The sequence below is a fragment of the Terrabacter sp. 05T424 genome (genome assembly GCF_056396225.1).
Map to the genome: position 1 here is coordinate 255,132 of NZ_JBFTLB010000001.1, position 22,254 is coordinate 277,385.

The 22,254-nt window shown below is 71.9% G+C and carries 26 protein-coding genes; 18 read left to right on the forward strand and 8 right to left on the reverse strand.

Annotation, left to right across the window (positions count from 1 at the left end):
- The first annotated feature begins 81 nt into the window (after positions 1 to 81).
- Complete coding sequence (locus AC1DE0_RS01135) at positions 82 to 531, forward strand: hypothetical protein (RefSeq protein WP_478096272.1); 450 nt, start codon at positions 82 to 84, stop codon at positions 529 to 531.
- 180 nt (positions 532 to 711) lie between these two features.
- On the opposite strand, the gene AC1DE0_RS01140 is transcribed toward AC1DE0_RS01135, so the two are convergent.
- From AC1DE0_RS01140 to AC1DE0_RS01150, 3 genes are all read right to left on the reverse strand, one after another.
- Entirely contained in the window at positions 712 to 1,098 is a 387-nt protein-coding gene (locus AC1DE0_RS01140) for a hypothetical protein (protein ID WP_478096275.1), read from the reverse strand.
- Between the two features lie 68 nt (positions 1,099 to 1,166).
- A complete protein-coding gene (locus tag AC1DE0_RS01145; RefSeq protein ID WP_478096277.1) occupies positions 1,167 to 2,549 on the reverse strand; it encodes a DUF4331 domain-containing protein in 1,383 nt (460 codons plus the stop codon).
- 2 nt (positions 2,550 to 2,551) lie between these two features.
- Positions 2,552 to 2,788: a hypothetical protein gene (locus AC1DE0_RS01150; protein ID WP_478096279.1), complete on the reverse strand. Its 237-nt coding sequence runs from the start codon at positions 2,786 to 2,788 to the stop codon at positions 2,552 to 2,554.
- A 252-nt stretch (positions 2,789 to 3,040) separates the two neighbouring features.
- Between AC1DE0_RS01150 and AC1DE0_RS01155 the strand changes: the two genes are divergently transcribed.
- On the forward strand, positions 3,041 to 3,610 hold the full coding sequence (locus AC1DE0_RS01155) for an NADPH-dependent FMN reductase (protein ID WP_478096281.1): 570 nt from the start codon (positions 3,041 to 3,043) through the stop codon (positions 3,608 to 3,610).
- A 104-nt stretch (positions 3,611 to 3,714) separates the two neighbouring features.
- On the forward strand, positions 3,715 to 3,957 hold the full coding sequence (locus tag AC1DE0_RS01160) for a hypothetical protein (RefSeq protein WP_478096283.1): 243 nt from the start codon (positions 3,715 to 3,717) through the stop codon (positions 3,955 to 3,957).
- Between the two features lie 292 nt (positions 3,958 to 4,249).
- On the opposite strand, the gene AC1DE0_RS01165 is transcribed toward AC1DE0_RS01160, so the two are convergent.
- Positions 4,250 to 5,317, reverse strand: coding sequence for an AI-2E family transporter (locus tag AC1DE0_RS01165; protein WP_478096285.1), 1,068 nt, complete (start codon positions 5,315 to 5,317; stop codon positions 4,250 to 4,252).
- 172 nt (positions 5,318 to 5,489) lie between these two features.
- On the opposite strand from AC1DE0_RS01165, the gene pcaH reads away from it, so the two are divergent.
- From pcaH to AC1DE0_RS01210, 9 genes are read left to right on the forward strand one after another with little or no spacing between them, the layout of a single operon-like run.
- Complete coding sequence (gene pcaH, locus AC1DE0_RS01170) at positions 5,490 to 6,284, forward strand: protocatechuate 3,4-dioxygenase subunit beta (RefSeq protein ID WP_478096287.1); 795 nt, start codon at positions 5,490 to 5,492, stop codon at positions 6,282 to 6,284.
- Positions 6,277 to 6,879: a protocatechuate 3,4-dioxygenase subunit alpha gene (gene pcaG, locus AC1DE0_RS01175; RefSeq protein ID WP_478096289.1), complete on the forward strand. Its 603-nt coding sequence runs from the start codon at positions 6,277 to 6,279 to the stop codon at positions 6,877 to 6,879. Before pcaH ends, pcaG begins: the two co-directional genes overlap by 8 nt.
- Positions 6,876 to 8,330, forward strand: coding sequence for a lyase family protein (locus AC1DE0_RS01180; RefSeq protein ID WP_478096291.1), 1,455 nt, complete (start codon positions 6,876 to 6,878; stop codon positions 8,328 to 8,330). Before pcaG ends, AC1DE0_RS01180 begins: the two co-directional genes overlap by 4 nt.
- Positions 8,327 to 9,127, forward strand: a complete 801-nt coding sequence (locus AC1DE0_RS01185) for an alpha/beta fold hydrolase (RefSeq protein ID WP_478096293.1) — start codon at positions 8,327 to 8,329, stop codon at positions 9,125 to 9,127. The genes AC1DE0_RS01180 and AC1DE0_RS01185 overlap by 4 nt, the downstream gene beginning before the upstream one ends.
- Positions 9,124 to 9,576: a 4-carboxymuconolactone decarboxylase gene (gene pcaC, locus AC1DE0_RS01190; protein ID WP_478096295.1), complete on the forward strand. Its 453-nt coding sequence runs from the start codon at positions 9,124 to 9,126 to the stop codon at positions 9,574 to 9,576. The genes AC1DE0_RS01185 and pcaC overlap by 4 nt, the downstream gene beginning before the upstream one ends.
- A complete protein-coding gene (locus AC1DE0_RS01195; RefSeq protein WP_478096298.1) occupies positions 9,576 to 10,793 on the forward strand; it encodes a thiolase family protein in 1,218 nt (405 codons plus the stop codon). Before pcaC ends, AC1DE0_RS01195 begins: the two co-directional genes overlap by 1 nt.
- Before the next feature lie 43 nt (positions 10,794 to 10,836).
- Positions 10,837 to 11,529 carry a 3-oxoacid CoA-transferase subunit A gene (locus AC1DE0_RS01200; RefSeq protein ID WP_478096302.1) on the forward strand — a complete coding sequence of 231 codons (693 nt, stop codon included), beginning with the start codon at positions 10,837 to 10,839 and terminating at the stop codon, positions 11,527 to 11,529.
- Positions 11,530 to 11,534: 5 nt separating this feature from the next.
- A complete protein-coding gene (locus AC1DE0_RS01205; RefSeq protein ID WP_478097723.1) occupies positions 11,535 to 12,212 on the forward strand; it encodes a 3-oxoacid CoA-transferase subunit B in 678 nt (225 codons plus the stop codon).
- A gap of 48 nt (positions 12,213 to 12,260) precedes the next feature.
- Positions 12,261 to 13,085, forward strand: coding sequence for an IclR family transcriptional regulator domain-containing protein (locus AC1DE0_RS01210; RefSeq protein ID WP_478096305.1), 825 nt, complete (start codon positions 12,261 to 12,263; stop codon positions 13,083 to 13,085).
- A gap of 96 nt (positions 13,086 to 13,181) precedes the next feature.
- Here AC1DE0_RS01210 and aroQ read toward each other — a convergent pair whose 3' ends face one another.
- Together aroQ and AC1DE0_RS01220 are read right to left on the reverse strand one after the other, a co-directional pair.
- Positions 13,182 to 13,625, reverse strand: a complete 444-nt coding sequence (aroQ, locus tag AC1DE0_RS01215; RefSeq protein ID WP_478096307.1) for a type II 3-dehydroquinate dehydratase — start codon at positions 13,623 to 13,625, stop codon at positions 13,182 to 13,184.
- Positions 13,622 to 14,674, reverse strand: coding sequence for a LacI family DNA-binding transcriptional regulator (locus AC1DE0_RS01220; RefSeq protein ID WP_478096309.1), 1,053 nt, complete (start codon positions 14,672 to 14,674; stop codon positions 13,622 to 13,624). Before AC1DE0_RS01220 ends, aroQ begins: the two co-directional genes overlap by 4 nt.
- A gap of 145 nt (positions 14,675 to 14,819) precedes the next feature.
- Here AC1DE0_RS01220 and AC1DE0_RS01225 point away from each other — a divergent pair, with 145 nt between their 5' ends.
- The 6 genes from AC1DE0_RS01225 to AC1DE0_RS01250 all read left to right on the forward strand — a co-directional run bounded on the left by AC1DE0_RS01225 (position 14,820) and on the right by AC1DE0_RS01250 (position 21,180).
- Complete coding sequence (locus AC1DE0_RS01225) at positions 14,820 to 16,229, forward strand: MFS transporter (protein ID WP_478096311.1); 1,410 nt, start codon at positions 14,820 to 14,822, stop codon at positions 16,227 to 16,229.
- Positions 16,230 to 16,268: 39 nt separating this feature from the next.
- The gene (locus AC1DE0_RS01230; protein WP_478096313.1) at positions 16,269 to 17,192 is read left to right on the forward strand and encodes a shikimate dehydrogenase; all 924 of its coding nucleotides are present in this window, start codon (positions 16,269 to 16,271) and stop codon (positions 17,190 to 17,192) included.
- A 9-nt stretch (positions 17,193 to 17,201) separates the two neighbouring features.
- Entirely contained in the window at positions 17,202 to 19,088 is a 1,887-nt protein-coding gene (locus tag AC1DE0_RS01235; protein ID WP_478096316.1) for a TIM barrel protein, read from the forward strand.
- A gap of 60 nt (positions 19,089 to 19,148) precedes the next feature.
- Positions 19,149 to 19,355, forward strand: coding sequence for a (2Fe-2S)-binding protein (locus AC1DE0_RS01240; protein WP_478096318.1), 207 nt, complete (start codon positions 19,149 to 19,151; stop codon positions 19,353 to 19,355).
- Positions 19,342 to 19,830, forward strand: a complete 489-nt coding sequence (gene bfr, locus AC1DE0_RS01245; protein ID WP_478096320.1) for a bacterioferritin — start codon at positions 19,342 to 19,344, stop codon at positions 19,828 to 19,830. Before AC1DE0_RS01240 ends, bfr begins: the two co-directional genes overlap by 14 nt.
- Before the next feature lie 348 nt (positions 19,831 to 20,178).
- Complete coding sequence (locus AC1DE0_RS01250) at positions 20,179 to 21,180, forward strand: helix-turn-helix transcriptional regulator (RefSeq protein ID WP_478096322.1); 1,002 nt, start codon at positions 20,179 to 20,181, stop codon at positions 21,178 to 21,180.
- A 90-nt stretch (positions 21,181 to 21,270) separates the two neighbouring features.
- On the opposite strand, the gene AC1DE0_RS01255 is transcribed toward AC1DE0_RS01250, so the two are convergent.
- Positions 21,271 to 21,525, reverse strand: a complete 255-nt coding sequence (locus AC1DE0_RS01255) for a hypothetical protein (protein ID WP_478096324.1) — start codon at positions 21,523 to 21,525, stop codon at positions 21,271 to 21,273.
- Positions 21,522 to 22,253: an RNA polymerase sigma factor gene (locus tag AC1DE0_RS01260; RefSeq protein WP_478096326.1), complete on the reverse strand. Its 732-nt coding sequence runs from the start codon at positions 22,251 to 22,253 to the stop codon at positions 21,522 to 21,524. Before AC1DE0_RS01260 ends, AC1DE0_RS01255 begins: the two co-directional genes overlap by 4 nt.
- Position 22,254 lies beyond the last annotated feature (1 nt).

Sequence of the window (22,254 nt, forward strand, 5' to 3'; positions counted from 1 at the left end):
CTGCGGACCGGTCGCCTGCCGTGACCTGGGTCCGACCGGAAAGGGGGCGCTTGGTCCCCCTGCGCGACCTACGCTTGGCCCATGTCCGAGGTGCTCCTCGAGGTGACACCGGAAGCCGAGCCGCGACCGCCGATGCGGCGCCCGAGCCGTCGTCGGTGGGTGGCTGCCGCTGCGGCCGGAGGCCTCGCCGTCGGTGGTCTGACCGCCTGGGTCGTCGCCGAGACGACGGCGGCGAGCCCCGGCGCGTCCGTCGGGCCCGCGGTCACCGGCACCGTCACCGGGCAGGTGCCCCTCTGCTTCGGCCCCGGGCCCGACATGAACCTCACGCCCACGCTCGTCGTGGTCGCGACCCAGCAGGGCAACACCACATCGACGGTGACCGTGCCCGCCACGCTCGCAGCCCACACCTATCGCCTGAGCCTGCTGCCGGGCGCGTATGCCGTCGGGGCGGGTTCGTGGCCCAGTGCTGCGGTCACCGTCCGGGCTGGGGCGACCACGGTCGTGGACCTGCCCGGTGGCGCCTGTCTCTAGGTCGGCGTCGAGCCTGGCCGCGCGCGTGGCTGCCCACGGCTCATCCCGCCATTCGGCGGTGGCCCCCCTGCTCTCGGAGGAGGACCGGGGTGGGCCGGCGGCGCCCCCGCGGTCGGTCCGCCCGACAACGCGGGGGAGGTGGCCAGGGGCGCCCCTGCGCACGGTCGCCTCATGACGGTATCAGGTGGCCCCGGGCCAGGTCGCCCGAGTGACCTGACCACCGACCACGGTGGCGGTCATGACGACAGATCCGCCGGGCAGCGGCACGAGCTCGTGGTCACCCTCGGCGACGGCGGGATACACGAGCGTGTACGCGATGCCCCCTCGGCTCGGACGTCCCACGACCGCCACGTGCGCATGGTGGTGGTGGGCATCCCGGGCCTCCTGGTTGTCGGGGCCATGGTGGTGTGGGGCGGCTGCGCCACGGGCCGTCGTCCCGGCCGGGCGGATCTCGACCTCTAGCCCTTCCGTCTCCGGTGGCATCCGGACGACGAGGGCTCCCACGCCGTCACCGATGTCGAGGAGCACTGGCCCCTGGCCGGCATACGGGTTCTCGGCAGTGGCCATGTGGCTCCCCTCCGTTCGCGGCCCCGGGTCGGCGGTGTCGCCGACCCGGGGGCGGGACGCTGGCGCAGTCAGGCGGCCGGGATCCCCGGTGTGCTCTGGAATCCACCGGCCGGGTCGGGCATGTACGGGAACGTCGGCAGCAGGTCCAGGTTGGTGTTCGACGTGCCGTCTTCGAGGAGGGCCGCGGCCTTGTCAGGCGTGAACGACGGGTCGACGAGGGGGATCGTCACGCCGGCGATGGCCCGCAGCTCGATGGCGACGACGTTGTCCTCGAGACGACGCCCGTTCGGGAAGCCGGCCGGGTCACCGGCGATGAGCCCGATCGGGTTGGGCTTGCTGCTCGGTGGGACGGCGAGGTTGAGCCGGAGCAGGTCCGCCTGCCGCCGGCCGGTGAAGTTCTGGAAGCCTGGGACCACCCCGGCGGGAATCCCCGTGAGCAGGATCGCGAGCAGGTCCGCGCGAGCGGCCGTGTAGGCGGCGAGGTGCGGGAAGACGCCCGGGTAGAGGACGGGCAGCAGACGGGCGAGCTCGGGGTGTGCGACGTACTTCGCGAACTGGCTGTCCTCGTGGGGCGCCACGGCGTTCCACCGGTCCTTGTCCGCCATCGGGGTGATGGCCTCGTTGAAGAGCGGGTTGCCCAGCCGTGACACCTGGCTGAAGGGCCCGTGTCCCTCGACCCGCCCCCGCGCGTCGTTCCACATCCGGGCCTTCCGGCGGCTGGCGGTCGCCCACACCCCGATCACGGAGGAGGCGCTCATCACGTCGGTCGGGATGTGCCCGGTGCGGCTGACGTCGGAGATCGGGACCTGGATCGCGATGGTGTGGACGTTGAGGCCCTGCAACCCGTTGACTCCGGCCGCACTCGGCAGTGGTAGCAGGTGCAGGTTCTGGAACGGCCGCAGGGCGCCGAGGTCGAAGATGCTGCCGAGGTCGACGAAGAAGGCGTCGCCGCGCTGGCCGGCGAACACCGTGCGCCCGCCGCGGATCGGGTGGACCGCCGCGTGGGTGAAGGTCGACCCGTAGTTCGGGGTGCTGCGCGGTCCGATGTTGACGGGCGGGCAGGCGAGGCGGCTGGCGAGCACCTGCGGCTTGTGTCCCCGCGCAGTCCTCGTCACCGAGTAGAACTGCGGACGGTTCCAGTCCGGGTCGTGGATCGACGTGATCGGACCCGTGTTGTAGAGGAAGGTCTCGTCGTTGAGAATCTTTGTCGTGAAACGGAACTCGTACGTCACGTCGGCGCGCGCATCGCCGCGGTTGCTCACCTTGATGGCGTAGACGACGTCGTCGCCGAACTCGTAGAAGTTGGGCCCACCCTGCGGGTTCTGGAACGGGATGAAGTTGGCGATGAGGGTGACGGTGTGGGGCCGGTCGGGACTGATGAAGGCGTACACGTCGGTGTTGTCGGCGACGGGGTCCTTGGAGATCTCAGGGGCTTCTCGGTGCGAGGACATCGTCAGCGCCCCGCTGCCCGGTTGAGGCGACGGACGAGGTCGTGGTCGTGGACGACCACCTCCTCGTCGCCGAGGTAGATCACCACCGTGCCTGTGGCCGTGTCGCGCACGTGGGCCACGAGGGGCGCAGCTGCAAGCGTGGCGACCGCCGCACTGGCTGCCGCCGGGGCGGCGACTGCGGTGGCGGCGGCTCCCGCGCCGGCCACGGCCAGGAACGATCGGCGGGAGGTCTGGGACATGGCATCTCCTTCGGCAGGGATCGCGAGATCACGGGCGAGACCTGACCGAAGGACCGACCGGCGAGGTCGTGGCCCAACTGTCGACGCTACTCGCGGGGCGCCGACGTCGCGGCGTTTTGCAGAAGATGGCCCAAGGAGGTCGCGTGCGCTCCTCGTGGGGTGTCGCGGTGAGGGGAAGTCTGGGAGCCTCGAGAAACGGACGCCCCACCCGCGTACCGGCTCGCCCGAACCCAACCCGCACCAGGAGGACGCATGCCCACGTACGAGGTCGGCTACTTCGTCGGCAGCCTGTCATCGACGTCCATCAACCGCACCCTGAGCAAGGCCCTGGTCCGTCTGGCGCCGAAGGACCTGGGCTTCACCGAGATCCCGATCGGCAACCTGCCGCTCTACAGCCCGGACTTCGACTCGGACTACCCCGCGGAGCCCAAGGCGCTCAAGGAGGCGATCGCCGGCTCCCAGGCGGTCCTCTTCGTCACTCCGGAGTACAACCGCTCGATCCCGGGGGCGCTGAAGAACGCCATCGACTGGGCGTCGCGGCCGTGGGGTCAGAACTCGTTCGACCACATCCCTGCCGCCGTGATCGGTGCCTCGCCGGGCCAGATCGGAACGGCGCTGGCCCAGCAGAGCCTCCGCGGCGTACTGAGCTTCTGCAACGCCCGGCAGATGACCGCGCCGGAGGCGTACGTGACGTTCCGGCCGGGGCTCTTCAGCGACGACGGCGAAGTGACCGACGAGTCGACGGCCGACTTCCTGTCCGGCTTCATGCAGGACTTCCGCGACCACATCGAGCGGGTCCTCACCGTCCTCCCGCGTCCCTGACGTCCGGGTCTGCGATCCTGCCGGGTCGAGCCATTGCCTCTCCGCCCTGCCGGCCGGATGATGGTCGGGCGAAGGGAGTCGCAACAGCAGGAGGAGGTCCGGTCATGACGGTCGATCTGCATCCGCTCGACAGGGAGGCTCCGGCCCTGGAGTCCATGACGATCCGCGAGCTGATCGCGGAGCTCGTGAGGCTGCAGGACATGGTCGACCGCGACGCTGCGTCGAATGGATACCGCCCGATTCCCGGTCAGATGCACCGTCGGGCCGAGCTGCAGCGTCGTGAGCGCCGCATCACTCGCGAGCTCGACCGGCGGTATGCCGCCGGATCGGTGTCCGTCGGCAGGTAGCGCTCCGGGCTGCCCGACCGGCAGCGCTCCACAGGGCGTTGCCGCGGCGACCCGAGTGGAGAAGTGTGGGGCCATGATGTCCGCGCTGCGCAAGGGAAGGGTCGACGGGCTGCGCATCGTGGTCGCCTGCGCCCGTTCGCTCGACGAGGTGCCCCACGACGTCTACCTGCTCGACCTCGCACCCACCACCGAGGCCGTGGCGGGCAGCCGCTTCGACGAGGTGCCCTACCTCGAGTGCCTCGAGCCCGTGCTCGACTCCTCCGGCGGCCGGCTGCCGTGGGTCGTCCAGGTGTCACGGACGCACCGCGCAGACCGCGACGGGTTGGGGGAGGCCCGGCTGTCGGTGCTGCTCGCGGTGGGCGGACCGCCGGCCGACGGCGCGCCCGCGCGAGACCTGACCCCGCTGATGGCAGAAGCGTTCTCGCGGATGGTAGGTCGGTTCGCCCCGGACTCGCCGGTGCCCGACCGCGCCGACGCGCTGAACGCCGCGACCGCCGCGGTCGCCCATGCCTTCCGCGACGTGGACCCGGCGACCCTCTCCCTCACCGACGAGGAGCACCACGTGGACGACGACTGCTGGACGGTCGGGCTCGCGGTCCCCGGGGCGACCCGCTTTCGCGTGCAGCTCGGCCTCGCGCCGGGGTTGCCCGCGTCGACGCACGTCCATCGCGTGCCTCAGGGAGAGGTCGTCGACTCGGTCGGCATCTAGCGCCGACGACGAGTCCCGAACCCTCACCCATCCTGAGGGCCGGACTGCCGGTCGGCGTCCGGGTCTCGGCGAGGCTCGCTCGTGCGTTGCTGCCGCGAGCGGCCGAGCGAGTCGGTAGGCGTCAGGGGACCCACTGATCCTCGGCTCGATGGTGAGGTTCTCGATCTGCTGGTAGACGAGCACGAAGGCGAGCGCCAGGACGCCGTCGACCGGCTGCTCGCTCGTGAGACCCACGACCACGGGGAGGGCGATGGCGATGTAGGTGCCGATCGTGGGGACGAACTGGGCCACGACGCCGGTCCAGATGCCGAGAGCCAGCCAGTAGTCCATGCCGATGAGCAGCAGGCACACCGACGTGAAGGCGGCCCAGATGCCGGCGAGGACGATGCGAGCCGCGACATAGCCGCCGGTCTTCTTCACGGCGAGGTCCCAGACGACGACGAGCTGCGCGATGACTCCGAGCACCCCGCCCGCCACCGAGGCCCCGATGCTGGCGACCTGAGAGGGGAAGACCTGGAGCGTGTCGGCGAGCGTCGTGGGGTGGAGCCTGAGGTCGAAGGTGCGGTTCGCCCACTCGGTGATCGCCTTGACCGCCCCCGCGTGTTCCCGGCCGCTCGGCATACGCCCCAAGGCTCTTCTCCAGTCACGCACCAAAGCGCCTGATCGTGGGGCCAGCGCGTAAGGATCCCGGGCCGGCCGGCGGCTCACCCGATATGGGTGACGCCCAGCCGCCTACGTCGTCCCTGCTGTGTTCGCACAGCGAACACTTGTGCAGAATGCGAACACGCTGGTACGGTCGGGCCACGCAGATGAGGAGGTCGACATGAGCGAGACCGTCACCGAGGGGCTCGAGGCCCCGACCGACCGCGACAGCCAGGCGGCGGTCAGTGCCGAGATCGCGGCCGCGCACGCCGACGACGATTCCCGGGCCATCACGCGGGTCCAGCCGCGCCTCGACTTCCCGGCCTACCGCAGCGCCGAGCTGCGCCACCCGACGAAGGAGCCGCGGCACGCCGACCCCGAGGGCATCGAGCTCGTCGCTCCGGTCTTCGGTCACCGCGACGTCGACCCGCTCGAGGCCGACCTGACCATCCAGCGGGGCGGCGAACCGATCGGTGAGCGCATCCGTATCGCCGGTCGCGTGCTCGACGGCGACGGCCGGCCCGTCCGTGGACAGCTCGTCGAGGTGTGGCAGGCGAACGCGGCCGGACGCTACATCCACAAGCGAGACCAGCACCCTGCACCGGTCGACCCGAACTTCACCGGGGTCGGCCGAGTGATCACCGGCGACGACGGCTCCTACTCGTTCGTCACGATCAAGCCGGGCCCCTACCCGTGGCGCAACCATCGCAACGCCTGGCGTCCCGCGCACGTGCACTTCTCGCTCTTCGGCACCGAGTTCACGCAGCGGCTCGTCACGCAGATGTACTTCCCGGGCGATCCGCTCTTCGCCCTCGACCCGATCTACCAGGCCGTCACCAACCAGGCGGCGCGCGACCGGCTCGTCGCCGCCTACGACCACGACACCTCCGAGCACGAGTGGCTGCTCGGCTACCGTTGGGACATCGTGCTCACCGGCACCCACGCGACCCCGATGGAGGAGGGCGAGCATGCCTGACGCACAAGCGAACTCGAAGTATGCCGCCGCTCCCGGTCTGGCGCCCACCCCCGGCCAGACGGTCGGGCCCTTCTACCACTACGCGCTGCCCTTCGAGAACGGCGAGCACCTCGTCCCCGCCCGGACGCCCGGCTCGGTGCGGCTGCACGGCACCGTCACCGACGGCAACGGCGCCCCGGTGCCCGACGCGCTGCTCGAGATCTGGCAGCCCGACACCGAGGGCCGCATCGTGCGCGAGAGCGGCTCGCTGCGACGCGACCCCGGAGTCTTCACCGGCTTCGGCCGCACCCAGACGTGGCGCGACGGCGGCTACTCCTTCACGACCGTCGAGCCGGGCGCGACCTCCGCGGGGGCCGCGCCGTTCATCGCGATGACGGTCTTCGCGCGCGGCCTGCTCAACCGGCTGTTCACCCGCGTCTACCTTCCCGAGCCCTCGTCCGCCCTGGAGTCGGACGCCCTGCTCTCGTCGCTCGACCCCGACGAGCGCGCGACGCTCGTGGCCTCGCGCGAGTCCGACGGGTCGCTGCGGTTCGACGTCCGCCTGCAGGGTGACGGCGAGACCGTCTTCCTCCGCTTCCCGAGGCACGAGGTGTGAGCCCCCTCCTCGAGCCGGGCGCTCCTCGCGCCGCGAGCCTCACCGACGACCGCGCCGTGCTCCAGGCGATGCTAGACGTCGAGGCGGCGTGGGTCCGCGTCCAGGGCCGTCTCGGTCTCGTCACCGACGAGGTCATGGCCGTCGTGGCGGCAGCCTGCGTCGCCGGTGACCACGACGTCGATGACATTGGTGCCCGTGCCGAGGGCGGTGGCAACCCCGTCATCCCGATGCTCGCGTCACTGCGTGAGCGCGTGCGACTGCTGTCGGTCGGGCGGCACGACCACGCCGACGCCCTCGGCGCCGAGACCGACGCCGCCTCGGCGGATGCCGCGGCCGCGATCCACCGTGGTCTCACGAGCCAGGACGTCGTCGACTCCGCCGTCATGCTGCTCGTCGCGCGCGCGGGTGAGGTGCTGAGCCGACACCTCCGCGCCGCCACCGACTCCGCAGCACGGCTCGCCGTCGAGCACCGCGACACGGTCCAGGTCGCACGCACGCTCGCACAGCCCGCACTGCCGACCACCTTCGGGCTCAAGGCCGCCGGCTGGCTCGGCGCCCTCGACGACGTGGTCGACGAGCTCGCGACGGTCCGGCGCGCCCTGCCGGTCCAGTGCGGCGGTGCTGCCGGCACGCTCTCGGCGATCGAGGCGCTGGTCCCCGGTCGGTCGGCCCAGGCCGCGGCGATGCTGGCCGACGAGCTCGGCCTGGCCGACCCGGGCCGACCCTGGCACACCGACCGCGGCCCGATGACCCGCGTCGGCGACAGCCTCGTGCGCACCGCCGACGCGATGGGCAAGGTGGCCACCGACGTGGTGACCCTCTCGCGCGCCGAGATCGCCGAGGTGCGCGAGCCTTCCGACGACGGGCGAGGCGGATCCTCGACCCTTCCGCAGAAGCGCAACCCCGTCCTGTCCGTCCTCGTCAAGGCCGTCGCCATCGAGGCACCGCACCTCGGCGCGACCCTGCACAGTGCCGCCGGTCTCGCCGTCGACGAGCGACCCGACGGATCGTGGCACGCCGAGTGGGGCGCCTTGCTGCGCCTGCTCCGTCGCGTCGTCGTCGCTGCAGCCCAGACTGCCGAGATCCTCGCCGGCCTGGAGGTCGACGTCGACGCGATGCGACGCAACGTCGACGCGGTCGGGCCGGCCCTCGTCGCCGAGCGGCTCCTGCACGAGGTCGCGCGCCTGTCCGGTGGTGCCTCGGCCGTCAGCGCGCTGCGGCCGGCCCTCGTCGGAGGTGCCCGGGCCAGACACCTCACGCCCATCCTGCGCGCCTACCTCCCCGTCGACGTCCTGTCCGACGAGGAGATCGCCGACCTGCTCGAGCCCGCCCACTACCTCGGCGCCGCCGGCGACCTCGTCGACCGGGCCGTGGCGCGCCACCGCGACGCCGACCGCCCGGTCTACCCCAGCATCGACCCCAGCAGCACCGACAGAGGGGGAGCCGCATGACCATCCCGATCACCCTGACGCACCTGCGCTCACCGGAGCAGGCGGCGGCCCTGCTCGTCGTCGGGCCGTCGCTCGGCACGGCCGTGGCCCCGCTGTGGGCGGCCTGCGTCAGCGAGCTGCCTCGCGACCTCGCGGTGGTCGGCTGGGACCTCCCCGGTCACGGTGCGAGCGCGCCCCACGACCATCCGTTCACCGTGCAGGACCTCGCGCGTGCCGTCGTCGAGTCCACCGAGGGCGTCCGCGCCGACTCCGTCGCCCCGGTCCTGTATGCCGGGGTCTCCCTCGGTGGGGCCGTCGGGCTCGCCCTCGCGGTCGACCACACCGATGGCTTCGAGGGCGTGGTCAGCATCGCCTCCGGAGCGAAGATCGGTGAGGCCGACGGCTGGCTCGAGCGGGCCGACCTCGTGCGCCGGGCCGGGACGCCCGTGATGGTCGAGGGTTCGGCGAAGCGCTGGTTCGCGCCGGGCTTCATCGAGCGCGAACCCGCCCGCGCCGCTCAGCTGCTCAGCTCGCTGCAGGACGCCGACAGTGCCAGCTACGCCCGATGCTGCGAGGCCCTCGCCGCGTTCGACGTGCGCGACGACCTCGACCGCGTGCAGGTCCCGCTCCTCGCGCTCGCCGGTGAACTCGACGAGGTCGCACCGCCGCCGATGTCCGAGCTCGTGGCGCAACGCTCCGGCGGTGCGTCCGGGGTGCTTGCCGGAGCTGCGCACCTCCCACCGGCAGAGCAGCCCAGGGCGACAGCGCAGCGGCTCTCCGAGTTCCTCGACACGTTGCCGTCAGGAGGCCGGGCATGAGTGACGACAGCCGTTCCCGGACAGCGGCCCAGGCGCATGCCGAGGGCATGATCGTGCGGCGCGAGGTGTTGTCCGACGCCCATGTCGACCGCGCGTCGGCCGGCACCACCGCATTCACCGAGCCCTTCCAGGACCTCATCACGAGGTACGCGTGGGGCGAGATCTGGACGCGCCCCGGACTCGACCGCCGCACGCGCAGCGCGATCACGCTGACCGCCCTCGTCGCGCGCGACCACTGGGACGAGTTCGCCATGCACGTCCGCGCCGCACGCCGCAACGGCCTCAGCGTCGACGAGATCCAGGAGGTGCTGCTCCAGGCAGCCATCTACCTCGGGGTGCCGTCGGCCAACCATGCGTTCGCCGTCGCCGGCAAGGCGCTCGCCGAGTACGAGCAGGACCCCACCATCGACAGTGACCGCGAGGGCGGTCCCAGAGCAGGAGACCGGTGATGACCACCACCGCCGCATACGTCTACGACGCCGTCCGCACCCCCTTCGGCCGTTTCGGGGGGCTGCTCGCCGGCACCCGGCCCGACGACCTCGCAGCCCACGTCGTCAAGAAGCTCGTCGGCCGCGCGCCGGGGCTCGCCGACGGCGGTTTCGGCGAGCAGGTCGACGAGGTCGTCCTCGGCAACGCCAACGGCGCGGGCGAGGAGAACCGCAACGTGGCGCGCATGGCGACCCTGCTCGCCGGTCTCCCGACGAGCATCCCCGGCTCGACGGTCAACCGGTTGTGCGGGTCGAGCCTGGACGCCGCGATGCTCGCCTCTCGCTCGATCGAGACCGGCGACGCCGAGATCGTCATCAGCGGCGGCGTCGAGTCCATGAGTCGTGCGCCCTGGGTGCTCCCCAAGACCGAGAAGCCCTATCCCGCAGGCGACCTCGCACTCGCCTCGACCACGCTCGGATGGCGCCTCGTCAACCCGGCCATGCCTGCGGACTGGACCGTCTCGCTCGGCGAGGCCACCGAGCAGCTCCGGGAGAAGTACGGCGTCACGCGCGAGCGCCAGGACGCCTTCGCCGCCCGCTCGCACCGCCTGGCCGACCAGGCATGGGCCGACGGGTGGTACGACGACCTCGTCGTCCAGGTGCCGGGCGTCGAGCTGACGCGCGACGAGTCGATCCGCCCCGAGACCACGCCGGAGCGTCTCGCCGGGCTGCGCACCTCGTTCCGCAAGGAGGGTGGCACCGTCACCGCCGGCAACGCCTCGCCGCTCAACGACGGCGCGTCCGCCGTGCTGCTCGGCAGCGAGGGGGCCCGCGACGAGATCGGCCTCGACCCGATCGCCCGCGTCGCCGGTCGCGGGGCCAGCGCCCTCGAGCCGCAGTACTTCGGCTACGCCCCGGTCGAGGCCGCCAATGCCGCCCTCGCCCGCGCCGGCATCGGGTGGGGAGACGTCTCGGCCGTCGAGCTCAACGAGGCCTTCGCCGCGCAGTCGCTGGCCTGCCTCGACGCGTGGCCGATCGACCCCGAGATCGTCAACCGGCACGGCGGCGCCATCGCCATCGGCCACCCGCTCGGCGCGTCGGGTGGGCGCATCCTGGGCACCCTGGCCCGCGACCTCCAGCGCACCGGTGGACGGTGGGGCGTGGCCTGCATCTGCATCGGCGTCGGGCAGGGCCTCGCGGTCGTGCTCGAGAACGTCAGCGCGGGAGTCTCGTCGTGACGACACGGCATACGCAAGAGCACTCGGACACAAGGGAACTGACATGGTGACGATCACCCAGAGCGCGCTCGACGCGGTGGCCGACATCCCCGACGGGGCGACCGTGCTCATCGGCGGCTTCGGCCCCGCCGGGCAGCCCGTGGAGCTCATCGAGGCCCTCGTCGAGAGCGGCACGCGAGACCTCACCGTCGTCAACAACAACGCCGGCAACGGCGATGTCGGCCTCGCCGCGCTGATCGGTGCCGGACGCGTGAGCCGGGTCATCTGCTCCTTCCCGAGGCAGCACGACAGCCACCAGTTCGATGCGAAGTACCGCGCCGGCGAGATCGAGCTCGAGCTCGTGCCCCAGGGCAACCTCGCCGAGCGCATCCGCGCCGCCGGTGCGGGCATCGGCGCCTTCTTCACGCCGACGGGCTACGGCACGCCGCTCGCCGAGGGCAAGGAGGTGCGCGAGATCGACGGACGGCACTACGTGCTCGAGCTGCCGATCCGTGCCGACTACGCCCTCGTCAAGGCGCATCGTGCCGACGAGGTCGGCAACCTCACCTACCGCAAGACCGCACRCAACTTCGGCCCCATCATGGCCGCGGCTGCGACGACCACCATCGTGCAGGTGCACGAGGTCGTGCCGGCCGGCGCCATGGACCCCGAAGGCGTCGTGACGCCGGGCATCTACGTCGACCGCGTCGTCGTGGTGCCGAGTGCGTCGACCCCCGAGCCCGAGGAGGGCCAGTGAGCTCCCTGCAGACCCCGCCCACGTTCACCGAAGGCCCGACGCGGCTCGGCAAGGACGAGCTGGCGGCCCTGGTCGCCGCCGACATCCCGCACGGCGCCTTCGTCAACCTCGGCATCGGCCAGCCGACCCTCGTGTCCAACTACCTCGACGCCGACAGCGGCGTCACGCTGCACACCGAGAACGGCATGCTCGGGATGGGGCCGGAGGCCCACGGCGACGAGGTCGACCTCGACCTCATCAACGCCGGCAAGATCCCGGTGACCGAGCTGCCGGGGGCCTCGTACTTCCACCACGCCGACTCGTTCGCGATGATGCGCGGCGGCCACCTCGACATCTGCGTGCTCGGGGCCTACCAGGTGTCTGCCCGAGGGGACCTGGCCAACTGGCACACGGGTGAGCCGGGTGCGATCCCGGCCGTCGGCGGCGCCATGGACCTCGCCATCGGGGCCAAGGACACCTTCGTGATGATGACCCTGCTGACGCGCGACGGGCAGAGCAAGCTCGTCGAGGCCTGCACCTACCCGCTCACCGGCGTGGGCTGCGTCAGCCGCATCTACACCGATGTCGCGGTCTTCCTCATCGACCGCGAGGGCGGTGACGGCTCCGTCGTCGTGCGGGAGACCCACGGGGTGACCTTCGAGGAGCTCGAGGCCCTCGTCCCGGTGCCGCTACGGCGAGCCTGAGCGTCTTCGTGAATCGCACTGCGGCACAGATGAGCCGGGAGGAGACACATGTCCGAGTCACCTGCCGGTGGTGAGATGGTGCGGTCGGTCGCCAAGACGCTCGACGTCATCCGGGCGTTCGACGCCGACCACCGTGACCTCACCCTCAGCGACGTGGCCCGGCGCACGGGGCAGAGTCGGGCGAGCGCGCGTCGCTTCCTGCTCTCGCTCGAGTCGCTCGGCTTCGTGCGCAGCGACGGACAGCTGTTCTCGCTGACCCCGCGCGTGCTCTCGCTCGGGCACGCGTTCCTCTCGTCGCTGAGCCTGCCCGACGTGGCCGAGCCCCACCTCAAGACCCTGACGTCACAGCTGGGGGAGTCCACGTCGGCGTCGGTCTTCGACGGCGACGACATCGTCTACGTCGCGCGGGTGCAGGCACGGCGGATCATGGCCGTCGAGATCCGGGTGGGCACGAGGTTCCCCGCGTATGCCACCTCGATGGGCCGCGCGATGCTGGCCTTCGCACCTCCGGAGGCCCTCGAGGCCTTCCTCGGGCGCGTGACGCTCGAGCCGCTCACGCCCCACACGGTCTCCGACCCGGCTGTCCTGCGCGACGAGCTGGTGCGCATCCGTGAGCGCGGCTGGGCGGTCGTCGACCAGGAGCTGGAGATCGGGCTGCGCTCGCTCGCCGCCCCCGTCTTCAACCCCCGCGGCGAGGCGATCGCCGCCATCAACGTGTCGACGACCACCGCCTCGTCGGGTCGGTTCGGCGACGACGAGCTCGCGAGCCGTCTCGTCGCGACGGCGAGCGCGATCGGCGCCGACCTGCGCCTGGCGCGACCCGAGATGGCCGACGAGCCCCAGAGGTGGGGCTCCCCGCGTCTCGACCGCTGAGCCGCGCCGCCCCCTCCGTCCTCTCCGTTCGATGTTTTCCGCCGTCCCCCGCGACGGCGGACGACATCGAACGGCGGGGACGGGCTGCCTGCACCGCTACCCGGCCAGGCGGGCCAGCCGGGCGATGGCGAGCTCGTAGCCCTGCGTGCCGCAGCCGACGATGACGCCGTCCACGACGTCGGACAGGTACGAGTGCCCGCGGAAGGACTCGCGCCGGTGGACGTTGCTGATGTGCACCTCGATGACGGGGGCCGTGACGAGCGCGAGTGCGTCGCGGATGGCCACCGACGTGTGCGTGTAGGCCGCCGCGTTGACGACCAGCCCGACGGCGCTGTGCCGCAGCTCCTGGATCGCGTCGACGAGCTCTCCCTCGTGGTTGCTCTGCCGGAAGTCGAGCTCGAGCCCAGCCGCGTCGGCGGCGCGCTGGCACAGCGCCCTGACGTCGTCGAGCGTCTCGTGCCCGTAGACCTCCGGCTGGCGCTCGCCGAGCAGGTTGAGGTTGGGGCCGTTGAGCACGGCGACGCGCTGGGGTGCGGTCATGGGTTGCGTCCTTCGTTCGGGTCGGGGTGCACTGGCACGGGCGCTGGCCCGGTGGAGCCGCGGACGACGAGCTGGGTGGGCGCCACGATGTCGGCCGGGGCGTCGTGCTCGTGCCGCGCCTGCTCTCGCACCAGTGCCACGAGCAGGTCGACAGCCGACCGGCCGGCCTGCTCGGTGCGGTCGCTCAGCGTCGTGAGCGGCGGGTCGCAGAAGTCGGCGCCGAAGATGTCGTCGAAGCCGACGATGCTGACGTCGCCGGGCACCGAGACGCCTCGCGCCTTCATCCGCTTGAGGGCCCCGATGGCCATGAGGTCGTTGTGGGCGATGACCGCGGTCGCCCCGTCGGCCAGTGCGGCCTCACCGGCGAGCAGGCCGCCCTCGACCGAGGGGTGGTAGGGGCCGAGCCGTCGCACCGTCAGTCCGTGCTTCTTTGCGGCAGAGGAGATCCCGGCCCACCGCTGCCGACCCAGCCATGACTCGGGCGGTCCCGCCAGGAAGATCGCACGCCGGTGGCCGAGAGCGACGAGGTGCTCGACGATCTGGCGCGTGCCGCCTTGCTGGTCGGGGCTGACGCTCGTCACGCCGGCCACGCGCCGGTTGACCAGGACGACGGGCATGGCGGAGTCGAACTGGAGGATCCGCGCGTCGGGAAGCCGGCTCGAGCCGAGCAGGAAGCCGTCGACGCCCGGGCCGAGGCGCTCGACCATCCGCGCCTCGGCTCGCGCATTCTCCTCGCTGTCGCCGATGACCAGGATGTGTCCGGTCGCCTCCGCCTGCCGCTCCGCGCCACGGATCAGTCCGGCGAAGTACGGGTTCGTGATGTCCGGCAGCACGAGGGCCAGGGTGGCGGTGCGGCCGGTGCCGAGCGCCCGAGCGGCCGGGCTCGCCCGGTAGCCGAGGCGGGCCGCGACCTGCTGCACGTGCTCACGCGTCACGACGTTCACGCGATCGGGGTTTGTCAGAGCGCGCGACACCGTGGAGGCGGCGACCCCGGCCTCGCGGGCGACGTCGGTGATGGTCACGGCGTGAGGACGTCTCATGGACGGCATGTGGCAAATTTTGGCAAACGTTTGCCAGTCCTTGCAAGGCGTCTCTACCGTCGAGACAGCCCACCGAGGAACACCGCCGTTCTCGTCCCGCACCAGAGTGCAACCCGTCAGGGTCGACGAGGTGGCCCGCACAGGAGGATCGACAATGACGCCAGTCCCCAGCCCGGGAGCCCCCGAGCCCACACCCGTGAACAGGTCGCAGACGGCGCGCACCCCCAAGAAGGCCGCCATCGCGGCCTGGGTCGGCAGTGCGCTGGAGTACTACGACTTCGTCATCTACGGCACGGCCGCCTCGCTGATCTTCCCGAAGATCTTCTTCCCGGAGGGTAATCCGGCCGCCGCCACCGTCGCCTCGCTGGCCACCTTCGGCGTCGGCTACGTCGCGCGCCCCGTCGGGTCGTTCCTGCTGGGCCACGTCGGAGACAAGCTGGGCCGCAAGAAGGTGCTGATCTTCACGCTCCTGCTCATGGGCGTCTCGACCTTCCTCGTCGGCTGCCTGCCGACGTACCAGAGCGTCGGCATGCTCGCGCCGGCCCTGCTCGTCGTGCTGCGCCTGCTGCAGGGCCTTTCGGCAGCGGGGGAGCAGGCCGGTGCCAACTCGATGTCGTTCGAGCACGCACCCGACCACCGCCGCGGCTTCTTCACCAGCTGGACCCTGAGCGGGACCCAGGGCGGTCAGGTGCTCGCGCCGGCGATCTTCCTGCCGCTCGCCGCGATCCTGTCCGAGGACCAGCTCCTGTCGTGGGGCTGGCGGATCCCGTTCTTCATCAGCGCAGTGGTGGTCGTCGTCGGCTTCGTCATCCGCCGCACGCTCGACGAGACCCCGGCGTTCGAGTCCGAGGTGGAGTCGCAGGCCCTCTCGCGCACGCCGCTCTCGGTCCTGCTGCGCGACCACTGGCGCGCCGTGCTGCGGGTGATGTTCGCGGCGTTCATCGCCATGGTGAACACCCTCTACACCGTCTTCGCCCTCGCGTTCGCGACGAAGGACACCTACGGCGTCGGCTTCAGCTCCACGTTCATGCTCTGGGTGGCGATCATCTCGAACCTCGTGGCGATCGCCGTGATCCCGTTCTGGGGCAGCGTCTCCGACCGAGTCGGTCGCAAGCCGGTCTTCCTCGGCGGCCTGGCAGGCTCGGCGGTGCTCGCTGCCGCGTACGTCGCCGTCATCGCCAGCGGCAACCGGGCGCTCACCGCCGTCGTGGGCATCCTCCTCGCGGGCATCGTCTACAGCGCGACCAACGCCGTGTGGCCCTCGACGTATGCCGAGTACTTCCCCACGAGCGTCCGCCTCTCCGGCATGGCGATCGGCACCCAGTTCGGGTTCGCGCTCGCCGGGTTCACGCCGACGATCGCGGCCGCGCTCCTCGGCGACAACGGTGACGGGTGGCCGAAGGTGGCCGCCTTCGCCGTCCTCGCCTGCGCCATCTCCGCCATCGCCGTGGCGACGGGGCCGCGCGGCACCCACAAGATCCCAACCAGCGAGCTGGGTCGTCAGGCGGTGAGGACCTCCGCGCCCGTCAGGACCGCGGCCGTCAGCTCAGAGGCATCCAGGTAAGAGCAGAGAACAGCAGAGAGCCAGGAGAGAGTCGACATCATGACGTCACAGCCGCACCGGAGGTCCTTCGCCATCGGACTCCTCGGAGAGCACATCGGCAGTTCGTTGGCCGCGCCGCTCCAGGAGGCCGAGGGGGCGGCGGCGGGCCACTCGCTGGCGTACCGGCTCGTCGACGCGGCCGACCTGGGGCTCCGACCCGGCGACGCGGCCGACGTGCTGCGCTGGGCGGTCCGCCTCGGCTTCGACGGCCTCAACGTCACGCACCCGTTCAAGACCGTCGTGCTCGACCTGGTCGACGAGGTGTCGCCCGAGGCCGAGGCGCTCGGGGCGGTCAACACGATCGTCATCCGGGGCGGCCGCACGACCGGGCACAACACGGACTGGGTCGGCTTCGCCTCCGCCCTCTCGACGACGCTGCCGCACGCCCTCGGGCAGGACGCCCTCCTGCTCGGGGCGGGCGGGGCCGGTGTGGCCGTCGGCTACGGCGCCCTCCGGGCCGGGGTGCGCCAGCTGCTCGTCTCCGACACCTCGCCCGAACGGGCCCGGGCGGTCGTCGACCGGCTCGAGGCAGCCGTCGGGCCGGGACGCGTGCGAGTGCACCTCGACGTCGCGTCCGCGCTGGAGCAGGTGGGAGGCCTCATCCAGGCGACACCCGTCGGGATGACGAGCTCACCCGGTATGCCGCTCGACCCCACCCTGCTGCGGCCCACCCAGTGGGTGGCCGAGATCATCTACTTCCCGCTCGAGACCGAGCTCGTCCACGCGGCCCGGGCGATCGGGTGCGCCACGATGACCGGCGGCGCCATGGCGATCCACCAGCACGCGGCGGCATACGCGCTCTTCACGGGTGAGGAGGCCGACGTCTCGCGGATGACTGACCACTTCACCCGGCTCACCGGTCTGCGGGTGCTCGCACCCGACACCGTTTCCGCATCGGCCGCCGTGACCACCCAGGCGGGATGAGGAGCCCTGATGCGCAAGGGAATTGCGACCGTCTCCATCAGCGGCAGCCTCGACGTCAAGCTCGAGGCGATCGCCGCCGCGCGCTTCGACTCCGTCGAGCTCTTCGACGCCGACATCGTGTCGTCGCCCCTCGGGCCGGAGGAGATCGCGCGACGGTGCTCCGACCTCGGCCTCGACATCGACCTGTTCCAGCCGCTGCGCGACCTCGTCGGGCTCACACCGGACGCCTTTTCCGACCGGCTGCGGTTCGCCCGGGCCAAGTTCGAGCTGATGGAGCGGCTCGGCGCGACCCGTGCGCTCGTCTGCTCCGCCGTGCACCCGACCTCCGTCGACGACCCCGACCTGACGGCCGAGCAGCTCGGCACGGTCGGGTCGGTGGCGGCCGAGCACGGGTTCACGCTCGCGTACGAGGCGCTGGCCTGGGGCACGCACGTCAACCGGTTCGGCCAGGCGCGGCGCATCGTCGAGAAGGTCGACCTCGCCAACGTCGGCGTCGCGGTCGACACCTTCCACCTGCTGGCGCGCGGCGACGGACCGGAGGCGCTGGCCGGGCTCGCCGGAGACCGCATCGCGTTCGTGCAGATCGCCGACGCGCACGGCCTGAGCATGGACGTCCTCGAGTGGAGCCGCCACCACCGGTGCTTCCCGGGCCAGGGCGTGCTCGACGTCGAGGGCGTCGTCGGCGCCTGCGTGGAGGCGGGCTACCGGGGGCCGCTGTCCCTGGAGGTCTTCAGCGACATCGTGCGCGAGGCCAACCCCCGCGACACGGCGCGAGACGCGATGCGCTCGCTCCTGCACCTCGAGGAGCAGCTCCGTCGCCGGTGGGACGAGACCGACGGGGTGGCGGCCTCCGACGCCGGCTCGGGCATCGACTCTCCCACCGGTCGTCCGCGTCGCCCAAGCGTCGAGCTGTTCGACCCCCCACCCGCGCCGGCCTCGCCCACCATCGACGTCGTCGAGCTCGCCGTCGCGCCCGGCGACTCGCGCACGCACGGCCTCTTCACCAGTCTGGGGTTCACGGCGGAGGGCAGCGGGCCGGCCGGGTCTGCCATCGGTTCCCCGGGCCGCAGCGTCCTGCGCAACGGCGCCGCGACCGTCGTCCTCGACACCCGCTCCGACCTCGAGCTGCGCAGGTCTGCCGCGGCGCAGCGGCCGCACGTCGCGGCGATCGGCGTGCGGGGCGACGCCGACTCCGACCTGCCGGCACGGGCTCAGTCGCTGCACTGGCCGGTCGTCGAGGCGACGGACGGCGAGCGACGGGTCGGTGCCACCCGCAGTCCGGCGGGCGTCGAGGTGCACCTCGACGGGCTGGCGCTCGCGTCACCGGGCACCGAGGACGGCTGGGGGGCGCTCGACCACATCGGCTTCGCGATCGACACCGACCGATCCGACGCGGAGGTCTCCTTCCACCGCACGCTGCTCGGGCTGCGACCGGGGCCGGTGAGCGAGTTCATGGACCCCGCCGGACGGCTGCGCAGCCGCGTGCTCCAGCCGGACGACGGCTCGCTTCGGGTCGTGCTCAACATCGCGGTCCGGGCGCCCGGGGTGCCGACGTGGACGGGGGTCAACCAGCTGGCGTACGCGTGCACCGGACTGCTCGACCGCGCCGAGGCCCTGCGGGCGTCGGGAGCGCCGCTCCTGCCCGTCCCCGACGCGTACTACGACGACCTCGCAGCCCGCCTCGACCCCGCACCCGAGCTGCTGGCCCGACTGCGTCGGCTCGGCGTGCTCTACGACCGGGACGACAAGGGCGGCGAGCTCTTCCACCTCTACACCCCGCTCGTGGCCGGTCGCTTCTACGTCGAGCTGCTCGAGCGCCGGGGCGGCTATCGCGGCTTCGGGGCGGCCAACACGCCGGTGCGCCTCACCTCGCAGGCGGCGACCCCGTGGGTGTGACGTGTCCGCCCGTCGGTCGGAACTCGACAAGACGCTGAGGTAAGCCTTACCTTAATCGACGTGATCATCTGTCAGTGCGCGGCCGTGAGCGACGGCGACGTCGTGCGCGCCGTCGAAGCGGGAGCCCACAACCTCTCGTACGTCTGCCAGACGACCGGGGCCGGCCAGGACTGTGGCTCGTGCGTCTTCTCCGTGCGGCGGATCATCTGCCAGCATGAGGGGGCCCAGCGAGACGCATTCCTGGAGGTGGAAGGTGCAGCCAGCTAGTCCACGCGTCACAGAGCTCCTCAACGACGCCCTGACCTTCGAGCTGACGGTCACGAACACGTACTTCCTGCATGCCCGCATGCTCGACAACTGGGGCTTCCCCAAGCTCGGGAAGGTCTTCTACGACCTGTCGATCGACGAGATGCGCGACGCCGACGACCTGATCAACCGCATCCTCATGTTCGACGGGCACCCCAACGTGCAGAAGCTCGGGGCCATCCACATCGGCGAGACGCCCGAGGAGATGCTCACGCTGGGCCTCGAGAGCGAGAAGGCGGCCGTGGCGCAGTTCAACGCGGCGGCGAAGGAGTGTCACGACTTCGGCGACCACGGCACGGCCAGCGTCTTCGAGGAGATGGTCCGCGACGAGGAGAAGCATGCGGACTGGTTCGAGACGCAGGTGGACGCGCTCGGGCGACTGGGCGCGGCGGCCTACCTGTCGCAGCAGCTGACCGCAGGAGAAGGGCCGAAGTAGCGCCCGACGTGGGCAACGGGTGGCAGGGGACAGGCCGTGGCCCGGCCCCCTGCGCCCCTCCACGAACGCCTGGGGCCGGGCTGACCGCGGGGGCTGGAGCCGGGTGGATGCGTCACCGGCGGCGCCAGGTCCCCTGCGCCGGACGCCGTGGTCGCTCCCCCCGGTGCGACCGCGTGACATTCCACTCGGGCGTCGATGCCATGCGGAACCGTCGACCGGCAAAGCAAGCATCACCCATCCCCTCTCGGGGGAGGATCAGCCGGTGGTGGAATGAGGGAGTCCGCCTTCGGGGGAGAGAATCTCCTCGATCGGGGAGAACCTGCCCCCCGGCGAGCTAGCCTAGGCTCCGTGCCGCTCAGCGACCCAGTAGTGCGCGCCCTGCGCCACGCCGACCAGAAGATGCACGAGGTGGGGCGCGGTGACGTCTTCGGCGTCTACGACGCATGCCGGGCAGCGGTGTCGGCGATCGCGCCGGTCGACGACTTCTACATCGCCCTCCTCAAGGACCGCGACCGACGCATCTCCTACCCCTACCTCTTCAGCAACGGGCACTACCTCGAGACGGGCAGCCTGACGTACGGCCCGGGCGGGGTGGTCGCGTGGATCGCCGCGTCCCACAAGCCGTACCGCTACCGCGACGACGACGGTGCGCTGCTCAACCGGGGTGTCCGCTTCGGTGACGACGAGCTGTCGGCCGATGCGGTGGTCGTGCCGATGATCGGCGAAGACGGCCTCGTCGGCATCATCGGCGCCCTGAGCGACACCCCGTCGGTGTTCACCGACGAGATCGTCACCGCCATGACCTGGCTCGCGGGCGTCGTGCTCGACCGCGTGCAGGCGGCCGACCCCGGGCGACGCCTCGACCTCAGCCTCGTCTACCCCGAGCTCGAGGACGACGGCCGCGCCGGGGCGCTCCTGGCGGTCAACCGCACCTCGGCCGCCCTGACCGGCATGGCGGCCGAGATCGACGAGATGCGACGTCAGCTCGACGAGCTGACGTCAGAAGGCGCGCTCGACGAACGGCTTGCGGCGCTGAGCCGGCGTTGCTTCGAGGTGCAGGCGGCGATCATCACGCGGGTGGGCCAGCACGCCTCCGTCGACGGTCGGGCCGAGTCCCGGCCGGACCCTCTCGAGGGCCTCTCGCCGCGTGAGCGCGACGTCGTCGCGCTCGTCACGAGCCGCACGGGCGACCCGGGCAACGCCGGCATCGCGCGGGCGCTCGACATCGGGACGGCCACGGTCAAGACGCACATCTCGTCTGCCCTGGGCAAGCTCGGACTCCAGCACCGCAGCGAGCTGCGGTGGCTCGTCCACGGTGGCCCCGGACCGCTCGACCTGTCCGACGGCTGAGCCCGACGTCCGAGCCCGACGTCTGAGACCCCGGCCGTATGCCGTCGGGCCGGCTCGCGCGCACGTCCGCGACGGCATACGCGTCGCGGCTCAGACGGTCCCCGCTCGCAGCAGGTCCAGCAGCGAGCGCGCCTCGTCGGCACAGGCCGCACACCCCTGCAGGTGGTGCTCCATGGCGTCGTCGCGGTGGTGTGGGTCGGCCAGCAGCGCCTCGACGTGGAGGTCCATCCGCTCGAAGCAGTCGTCGCACGAGAGCCACGGCGTCGTGTCGACGAGCAGGGCGTCGACGGCTCGGGCTGGGAGGGTCGGCTCCAGCGGTGGACGGGGTCGTGGGGTGTCGGTCATCGGGCGCCTCCGGTGGGGGACAGGTAGCCGCGGACGGTCAGCTCGGCGCGCAGTCGGCGGCGGGCCTCGTGCAGGGTCTTGTAGAGGGCGCCGCGGTTGGTGCCGAGGCGCTCGGCGAGCACGTCGATCGGCACCTCGTCGACGAGGAGGGCGACGGCGATGCGGCGTTGGTAGGGCGTCAGCACGCTCGCCATCGCCCGGGCCAGGGCGTTGGCGAGATCCGAACCCTCGGCGGAGTGCGCGGCGTCGTCGTGGTCGGCGGCGGGGATCGTGCCGAGGTCGAGGTCGCGCAGCTCGACCTCGCGGCGACGCCACTGGAGACGACGAACGTCGGAGGACGCCTGGAGGATGGCGAACTTGAAGGCCCACGTGGTGAACCGGCTGCGGCCCTCGAAGGTGTGCAGCTTGGCCAGCAGGGCGGTCATGGCCTCGTCGGCGGCCTGCTGGACGATCACCTCGACCGAGGCCGGTGAGTCGTCGGGGAGGACGGCGCGCATGCGCCAGACCTGGTGGGCGGCCGCCCGGACCATGAGCTCGTGGAGCAGTCGCAGGGCGACCTGCTGCTCCGGGCCGGGCGTCGAGAGGGCGACGACCCAGTCGGCGGGCTCGCGCCGGTGGGGGGGAGCCGCCGACCCTCGACCTGCCGGCACGGCGAGCCCGCCCGGAGGGGCCGGGCGGGTCGTCGTGCCCGGACCGCTGCCGGGTGGGGGGAGGTCGTCCCGGCTCACG

Excerpts from the sequence above, each read along its gene's own strand:
- AC1DE0_RS01135 (WP_478096272.1), top strand. The coding sequence starts at position 82 with ATGTCCGAGGTGCTCCTCGAGGTGACACCGGAAGCCGAGCCGCGACCG.
- AC1DE0_RS01140 (WP_478096275.1), bottom strand. The coding sequence starts at position 1,098 with ATGGCCACTGCCGAGAACCCGTATGCCGGCCAGGGGCCAGTGCTCCTC.
- AC1DE0_RS01145 (WP_478096277.1), bottom strand. The coding sequence starts at position 2,549 with ATGTCCTCGCACCGAGAAGCCCCTGAGATCTCCAAGGACCCCGTCGCC.
- AC1DE0_RS01150 (WP_478096279.1), bottom strand. The coding sequence starts at position 2,788 with ATGTCCCAGACCTCCCGCCGATCGTTCCTGGCCGTGGCCGGCGCGGGA.
- AC1DE0_RS01155 (WP_478096281.1), top strand. The coding sequence starts at position 3,041 with ATGCCCACGTACGAGGTCGGCTACTTCGTCGGCAGCCTGTCATCGACG.
- AC1DE0_RS01160 (WP_478096283.1), top strand. The coding sequence starts at position 3,715 with ATGACGGTCGATCTGCATCCGCTCGACAGGGAGGCTCCGGCCCTGGAG.
- pcaH (WP_478096287.1), top strand. The coding sequence starts at position 5,490 with ATGAGCGAGACCGTCACCGAGGGGCTCGAGGCCCCGACCGACCGCGAC.
- pcaG (WP_478096289.1), top strand. The coding sequence starts at position 6,277 with ATGCCTGACGCACAAGCGAACTCGAAGTATGCCGCCGCTCCCGGTCTG.
- AC1DE0_RS01185 (WP_478096293.1), top strand. The coding sequence starts at position 8,327 with ATGACCATCCCGATCACCCTGACGCACCTGCGCTCACCGGAGCAGGCG.
- pcaC (WP_478096295.1), top strand. The coding sequence starts at position 9,124 with ATGAGTGACGACAGCCGTTCCCGGACAGCGGCCCAGGCGCATGCCGAG.
- AC1DE0_RS01195 (WP_478096298.1), top strand. The coding sequence starts at position 9,576 with ATGACCACCACCGCCGCATACGTCTACGACGCCGTCCGCACCCCCTTC.
- AC1DE0_RS01210 (WP_478096305.1), top strand. The coding sequence starts at position 12,261 with ATGTCCGAGTCACCTGCCGGTGGTGAGATGGTGCGGTCGGTCGCCAAG.
- aroQ (WP_478096307.1), bottom strand. The coding sequence starts at position 13,625 with ATGACCGCACCCCAGCGCGTCGCCGTGCTCAACGGCCCCAACCTCAAC.
- AC1DE0_RS01220 (WP_478096309.1), bottom strand. The coding sequence starts at position 14,674 with ATGCCGTCCATGAGACGTCCTCACGCCGTGACCATCACCGACGTCGCC.
- AC1DE0_RS01225 (WP_478096311.1), top strand. The coding sequence starts at position 14,820 with ATGACGCCAGTCCCCAGCCCGGGAGCCCCCGAGCCCACACCCGTGAAC.
- AC1DE0_RS01230 (WP_478096313.1), top strand. The coding sequence starts at position 16,269 with ATGACGTCACAGCCGCACCGGAGGTCCTTCGCCATCGGACTCCTCGGA.
- AC1DE0_RS01235 (WP_478096316.1), top strand. The coding sequence starts at position 17,202 with ATGCGCAAGGGAATTGCGACCGTCTCCATCAGCGGCAGCCTCGACGTC.
- AC1DE0_RS01255 (WP_478096324.1), bottom strand. The coding sequence starts at position 21,525 with ATGACCGACACCCCACGACCCCGTCCACCGCTGGAGCCGACCCTCCCA.